General features: G+C 43.7%; 6 protein-coding genes. All 6 read left to right on the forward strand.

All coding sequences use genetic code 11. The features are described 5' to 3' along the window. Positions 1-157 precede the first annotated feature (157 nt). A complete protein-coding gene (gene cas5d, locus RLO19_RS00635) occupies positions 158-949 on the forward strand; it encodes a type I-D CRISPR-associated protein Cas5/Csc1 (RefSeq protein WP_446352909.1) in 792 nt (263 codons plus the stop codon). Continuing rightward, the gene (gene cas3, locus RLO19_RS00640; protein ID WP_446352911.1) at positions 942-3227 is read left to right on the forward strand and encodes a type I-D CRISPR-associated helicase Cas3'; all 2286 of its coding nucleotides are present in this window, start codon (positions 942-944) and stop codon (positions 3225-3227) included. The genes cas5d and cas3 overlap by 8 nt, the downstream gene beginning before the upstream one ends. A 48-nt stretch (positions 3228-3275) precedes the next feature. Beyond that, a complete protein-coding gene (locus RLO19_RS00645) occupies positions 3276-3593 on the forward strand; it encodes a hypothetical protein (protein ID WP_446352913.1) in 318 nt (105 codons plus the stop codon). After that, positions 3593-4411 (forward strand): CRISPR-associated endoribonuclease Cas6, encoded by an 819-nt coding sequence (gene cas6, locus RLO19_RS00650; protein WP_446352915.1) that lies wholly within the window; start codon positions 3593-3595, stop codon positions 4409-4411. The genes RLO19_RS00645 and cas6 overlap by 1 nt, the downstream gene beginning before the upstream one ends. 376 nt (positions 4412-4787) lie before the next feature. Continuing rightward, entirely contained in the window at positions 4788-5381 is a 594-nt protein-coding gene (gene cas4 / locus RLO19_RS00655; RefSeq protein WP_446352919.1) for a CRISPR-associated protein Cas4, read from the forward strand. Positions 5382-5395: 14 nt separating this feature from the next. After that, positions 5396-6400, forward strand: a complete 1005-nt coding sequence (gene cas1d, locus RLO19_RS00660) for a type I-D CRISPR-associated endonuclease Cas1d (protein ID WP_446352917.1) — start codon at positions 5396-5398, stop codon at positions 6398-6400. The last annotated feature ends 301 nt before the right edge of the window (positions 6401-6701 follow it).

Consider the following 6701-nt stretch of genomic DNA (forward strand, 5'->3'; position numbering starts at 1 on the left):
AATGAACAATGGATAATGACCTCTCCTTAAAAGAATAGGATTGAAATTAAGGAAAATCTTTTTTAATTTCTTCGTAAACGAAGAGGTCTTAGACCCAATTAATCAATTATCAATTATCAATTATTAATTATCCATTGATAAACAGGAAGAGTAAGCGATGCAACAGTTAGAACTTTCGTTCATGTCCTCTGATATTAACCTACCGTTTCCAACCGCTCGTCTAATCGAGTTATGGTGTGCTGAACCTGTCTTTTTTGCCTCGCGGGAATTATCAGACACCTACTACACCGAAGGCGCGATCGGTAATTATGCTCTCGCTTATGCACTGGGATGGGCGCGATCGCCCTACCGCCTGATGGGGAAAGATACGGGACGACCAAGATATTTAGAGGATCTTACCCCATTAGCTAAACAGTGCTACATTCTTCCGGCTTACCCAGTCGATGGGGAACTATCATTCCGGTTTGAGCGTTTCAATGCTCTGTCTGATTCCTACTGGTATGCTATGACGAATAACCGTGTAGCAACGGCGCGGGAAGATTTGCCCCTGAAGCGAACCGGGAAAAAGCCAAGTACCTTTCGCCCTAGCAACTTTCCCCAAACTGGCAGATTGCGAGTGATTGAGCGAGGTAGCCGCTTTCAGACATTGGTATTTGGCAATCAAGAACTACCTGAATACATCCGCGTGGGCAAATTTACTAGCAAAGTACGTGTTGATGTTATGGGATCACTGACGGTAACGTTACTTTCTGCGGGTGAACATTACTGCAATGTCTATCTTAGTGCGGCTGATCTGCCGAATAATCTGGAACTATTTAGCTTTGATTTAATCTCGATTCCTCCGGTTTCATTGTTGAAAAACCTGCGGTTTAATGGAGCCGCCTGGAAAGTTGGCGATTTTACCCTACCTGCAAATTTAAGATTCTGTGGTGGATGTATTAATGAGTAATCTAACCATCAACCTCGAACCCCGCAGCATTGCTGCTTGTGCCAACCCTGACTTACCCTCAGACTTGGCGCAAGCATTTATGCAGAAAACACTTCAACACCAAGTTGATGTTTATAAAGCAGCAGAAACGAATGATATTATCCTTGATCTCGCACCAACAGGAACTGGAAAAACGAAGGCTGGGTTGAGTGTGCTGCGTCATAATTCCCAATCCAATGCTGTCTACATTGCACCCACTAACGCACTGATTGCACAGCAAACGGAAGCGGCTGATAAATTTGTGCGGGATGCTGGTTTACCCCATATTGTCAAAGCGGCATCGGCAAAACATATTAAGCGTTGGCGAGGGGATCGAGTTGGCAAGCGGTCAGGAGAAAAGCTGTACAATGTATTGCGAGAACCTGCAACGATTTTTCCAGAATGTGGCGGTGGTCAACCCATTCTGCTGGTGACTAACCCCGATATTTTTTATTATGCCACGTTTTTTGATTACAACAGGTTAGATCGCAGCAATATTGCGAGTGAATTCTACAACAGTTTTGCCACGGTTATCTTTGATGAATTTCACCTGTACGATGCCAAGCAGCTTGTTAGCTTGTTCTTTTATTTGGCGCTTTCTCAAGAGTTTGGTTACTTTCAGTACAATCGCAAAGTTGTTCTGTTGACAGCAACACCGGAACCCGCTTGTGAAGCTGCTCTAAGAACCCTTGAATACTCTGGTGTTAAGATTGCTCACATTGATGGAGAATCAAAAACAGACCATCTTATCTCTTCCCAAACGGCTGTTCGTTTAGAAATTCGTAAGCAATTAGATAGAGATGCACTAATTGCCGATATAGCGAATGAAGTTGTTCACAGGCTCAAAAACTATCCTGATCAAAATGGTGCAGTGATTCTCGACGCTAAAGATATACTCAATCGTTTGTCTGATGAATTGAGAGCAAGAGGGTTAGAAAATAGTTGCGGAAGAATCACAGGTAGTACGCCTCTCAATCAGCGACAAAAATCAGCACAAAAACAGGTGATTTTAGCAACCAGTACAGTTGATGTTGGGTTTAACTTTGAGCGTGAAGTTGAGCCAGAGCGACAGAACCTAGATTGGCTGATTTTTTCATCTCGCGATCGCTTTGCTTTTTGGCAGCGTCTTGGGCGAGTTGGGCGGGTGTTGGGTAAGCCAAAAACGGATGTTCCCTCACAGGCGATCGCGTATTTACCTGAGCAAGCTTGGGAACAGGGAATCGAGAATTTAGACGGTTTTGGTGGACGAGAAGCCCTCAAGCAAATGCTAGAGAGTTTGGACTGTATGAATCGTTCGTTTTTAGAGATTTACTGGTGTTCTGAAGCCTTTCTAGAGATAGCAAAACCTTTACTTGAGTTTGAGACTTTTCTAGAAGGTTTACCTAATGAATATTTGGTGATTAAAGTTTATCAAACGCTTCAGAATATACTGAATGGAAAACGAGGATGGGACTATTACAGAAGGCGAATTAAAGTATTAAAAGGTGCAGAGGATATTGCCCGAAAAACGGTTAAAGAGATTCAAAAGAATTGGAAATATGTCAAAGGCGGTCAAAGCTTTGTCATGAGTTATCTGAGAGCTTACTGTCCAGAAGATTTTGATGAGATTAAATCTGGACGCACTTCTATTAAAGATATTGAGCAGATGATTCAGAAAGACAAAGAGCTGGCACAAGACATACAAGAATACGCCGTAATTATTAAGGAAAGCTATGCTCCTTTATTTCGATTTCGAGACAGCTTGTTTAATAGTCTAAAAATTTATGATCCACATAATCTGCTTTTGGATGAAGTGGGAGAAACCAACCTTGACCCCATTCATTTACTGCGCTTCTATGAATTTGAGACTGATGGTGAGCGCATTGAAGTTACATCACGAGCTGAACCACCGTATAATCTCGCTTTTTCGCTGCTAGTTGATGATTTGGAAGAATTCAAAAATACGCTCTTGTGCAAGCTTTATGCGTTTGAAAATTGCAGTATTAAGCGAATGCATGGCGATGTTGTACGTCCTACACCATCAGTTATTGAGAAACAGCTTATTCCCGGCGTAATTGTTGCTGAAACGGCGAAGAATCGCTGGGCGATCGCGCGTTTGAGAAAGCAGGGATTAGAGTGTTACCCCATTTTTGTCTCGTCCTACGAGTCTCCCGCACCGAAGCAATACACATTCTTTCCTAGCTTATCTGGAATTTTGGCGATCGCGGCTGCTGGAGTTGCCCTAAAATGTCCTGATGAAGAGGATTTTTGGGTCATTTAAAAGCTGCTACTTAGTGTTAATATAGAACCTATATGGAGGGTTAGCAATATGCCCCTTTTAAACCCCAATCAATCCTATACGTTTAGTAAAATCTTTGAACTCCAGATTGAGCCAGAGGATTTCGTGACTGAATTTGGCTACACACTTGAACGAATTCGACTGAATTTACCTCAGTATCCTGGTACTTTAGATCGCTTAGAAGAACTGCGATCGCGTATTGAAGAAGTATTGCCTTATGTTAGCCTTGCTAGTGAAACCTCTAGACGAGAAGTTTTGATTTCACAAGTCCTTCTGGATCTCGTTCACTATACCAAAGGTTCAATCTTTGATTACATAAAACTATCATTCATTCAATCCCTAATCTAATGCCTCATAGTCTCATTCTGAACATTCTGCCTCAGTCACCGATTCCCCCGCAATACCTAACCGGGAGACATTTACACGCGCTGTTTCTCACCCTGGTGAGTTCTGTCGATTCCCAACTGGGTGAGTACCTCCATGACGCTAAAGCGGATAAACCCTTTACCCTTAGCCCCTTACAATCGATTATGGGTCAGGGTGATACGTTGCAATGGGAACATATCCAACCTATTGCGGCGGGTACTCCCTGCTGGTGGCGCATTTCCCTGCTGGATGACACTTTATTCAGTAAACTGACTCACCTTTGGCTCAACCTTAACCCCCATCATCCCTGGCATTTGGGTCCAGCTGACTTGCAGATTACCAGCATTCTCGGTACTCCCCAATCGACTCAACCTTGGGCGAATGCGATGAGTTATACACAATTGTACGAGGAATCCTCAGATAGCGATCGCCAAATCCATTTTTCCTTCTGTACCCCTACTGCTTTCCGCCAAAGTAACTATGACTGTGCTTTACCGACGCGAGAGTTGGTTTTTAATAGCTTGATTAAGCGCTGGAATCGGTACAGTGGGCTTGAACTTCCCAAAAGTATTCTCGAACCCATCTTTCCTAGTTTCTTCGACATTCGGACTGAAATTGTTACTGACTCTCGCAGTACGTTTATTGGCTGTATCGGGGCGATGAATTTTCGCCTTCTGGGAAAGGTTGACCCTTTGAGTATTAAGCAAATCAATGCGTTAGCTAATTTTGCCCTTTATAGTGGCGTTGGACGCAAAACTCCCATGGGGATGGGGATGGTGAGACGAATTAGGGGCTGCTGAATAAATGTTGTGGTGGGGGTAGGGAGATGGGGGAGTGTCAAGAGAAAATAGTTTTATCAATGGATAATTAATAATTGATAATTGATAATTGATTAATTGGGTCTAATACCTCTTCGTTTACGAAGAAATTAAGAAATATTTTCCTTAAATTCAATCCTCTTCTTTTAAGGAGAGATCATTATCCATTGTTCATTATCCATTGTCAATTTGTGAACTGTAGGGGCGGGTTTCATTACTATCGTTTTTTGTTCACCCTAATGTCACTAAACCCGCCCTGTCTAAATGACGAATGACGAATGACGAATGACAAATGACAAATGACAAATTACGCATGACAAATGACAAATGACAAATGACAAATTACGCATGACAAATGATGAACGAAATAGAGTATATTCCCATCACAGCACTCAACCACTATGCTTACTGCCCCCATCGCTGCTGGCGGATGTTTTGTGCGGGGGAGTTCAGCGATAATCAATACACAATTGAAGGGACAACATTACATACTCGCGTCCATACTTCTGGAGAGGGACAGCGAGAGGAACGAGAGCAAATTCGAGCCATTTGGCTTAAATCGGAACGTCATCAGCTAATTGGGAAATCGGACTTGATTGAATCAGAATCGGGTCAATTATATCCGGTGGAATATAAGCGGGGACGTCCGGGTGAATGGAATAATGATGAATTACAAGTTTGCGCTCAAGCGTTATGCCTTGAGGAGATGACTGGAAAAAGGATTACAACGGGCTATATTTACTACGCGACTCCCCACCAACGCCAATTTGTAGACATTTCAACGGAGTTGCGACAAGAGACGCTGACAACATTGGACGCGGTAAAAAAGTTGCTGGCTACGGGTACAATGCCTGCGGCTATTTATACTAAACGTTGCTCAGGATGCAGTCTTTATTCCCAATGTTTACCCCAAGCGGCTAGTAAAGTGGAACGTTATCAGGAAATGAATTAAAACAGGAGAACCTTATGGGAACCGTTTATATTACATCTGAGGATGCCTTTATCGGCAAAATTGATGAACGCTTGCAGGTGAAAGCGAATCAACAAAAGCTTTTGGATGTACCGTTGATTAAGGTCGAGGGTCTGGTGGTTCTGGGACGGGCAACGATTTCTCCGGCGGCGCTGACAGAACTTTTAGAACGCAAAATTCCGCTGACGTTTCTTACAGCAACGGGGAAATACTTAGGCAAGTTTGAACCGGAATTGACGAAAAATATTTTTGTCCGTAAAGCGCAGTGGCAAGCCATGGGAGAGTCAGAAAAAGCGATTCATGTGGTTAAAGGTTTTGTCCGAGGTAAGCTCAAAAATTATCGGATGATGCTCTATCGCAATCAGCGCAAACATGGAGCAGTTGAGTTGAGTGAGGCAATAGGTCGTTTGGATCATGCGATCGCGCCGATTAACCAAACCCATAATATTAACTCTCTGCGAGGCTTAGAAGGGGCTGGTAGTGCTGCTTATTTTGGGGTATTTAACCAGCTTATACGCACGACGAGTTTTCGCTTTGAAGCCAGACGTCGCCGCCCTCCTACTGATCCCGTTAACGCCCTACTGAGTTTTGGTTACTCCCTATTGCGTCACGATGTCCAAAGTGCGGTTAATATTGTTGGCTTTGATCCTTATTTGGGTTATCTTCATTGTCAATATTATGGTCGTCCTAGTTTAGCACTGGATTTGATGGAAGAATTTAGACCCTTAGTGGTGGATGCTGTAGTTTTGAGTGCGATTAATTTGGGCAAACTGACTCCCGATGATTTTACGACAGAGACACTCAGTAATGCGGTGCTACTTTCTCCGGCTGGGCGAAAAGTCTTCCTCAAATTGTATGAACAGAAGAAGCAATCTGAGTTTAAACATCCGGTGCTGAAACGTAAATGCACTTATCAGGAAGCGTTTGAGATTCAGGCGCGACTTTTGGCGAAGTATCTGATGGGCGAAATTAAGAAATACCCACCTTTGGTACTGAAATAAGCGGTTACGCTTGATATCAAACCTAACCCCAGTTCCCTGTTTAGAGCCTGACTTTTCACGGGAAACCTAGAAACCTACATCGGGGCGGGCGCGAGTCACATCTGGATACAACCGAAAAGATAGTAGTGAAACCCGCCCCTACACACATTGCCCCAAATACCGTGAAAAGTCTGCTCTCTAACCCCCCTTTATACCCCCCTTTATACCCCCCTTTATACCCCCCTTTATACCCCCCGTTATACCCCCCTTTATACCCCCCGTTCAAGGGGGGGCTCGGGGGGATGGGGGCTCGGGGGGATGG

The organism is Coleofasciculus sp. G2-EDA-02, assembly GCF_040226375.1.
Classification (GTDB): domain Bacteria; phylum Cyanobacteriota; class Cyanobacteriia; order Cyanobacteriales; family Coleofasciculaceae; genus Coleofasciculus.

Bases quoted from the DNA above. Each gene is read 5' to 3' on its own strand.
- cas6 (WP_446352915.1), top strand. From the start codon at position 3,593: ATGCCTCATAGTCTCATTCTGAACATTCTGCCTCAGTCACCGATTCCC.
- cas4 (WP_446352919.1), top strand. From the start codon at position 4,788: ATGAACGAAATAGAGTATATTCCCATCACAGCACTCAACCACTATGCT.
- RLO19_RS00645 (WP_446352913.1), top strand. From the start codon at position 3,276: ATGCCCCTTTTAAACCCCAATCAATCCTATACGTTTAGTAAAATCTTT.
- cas1d (WP_446352917.1), top strand. From the start codon at position 5,396: ATGGGAACCGTTTATATTACATCTGAGGATGCCTTTATCGGCAAAATT.
- cas5d (WP_446352909.1), top strand. From the start codon at position 158: ATGCAACAGTTAGAACTTTCGTTCATGTCCTCTGATATTAACCTACCG.
- cas3 (WP_446352911.1), top strand. From the start codon at position 942: ATGAGTAATCTAACCATCAACCTCGAACCCCGCAGCATTGCTGCTTGT.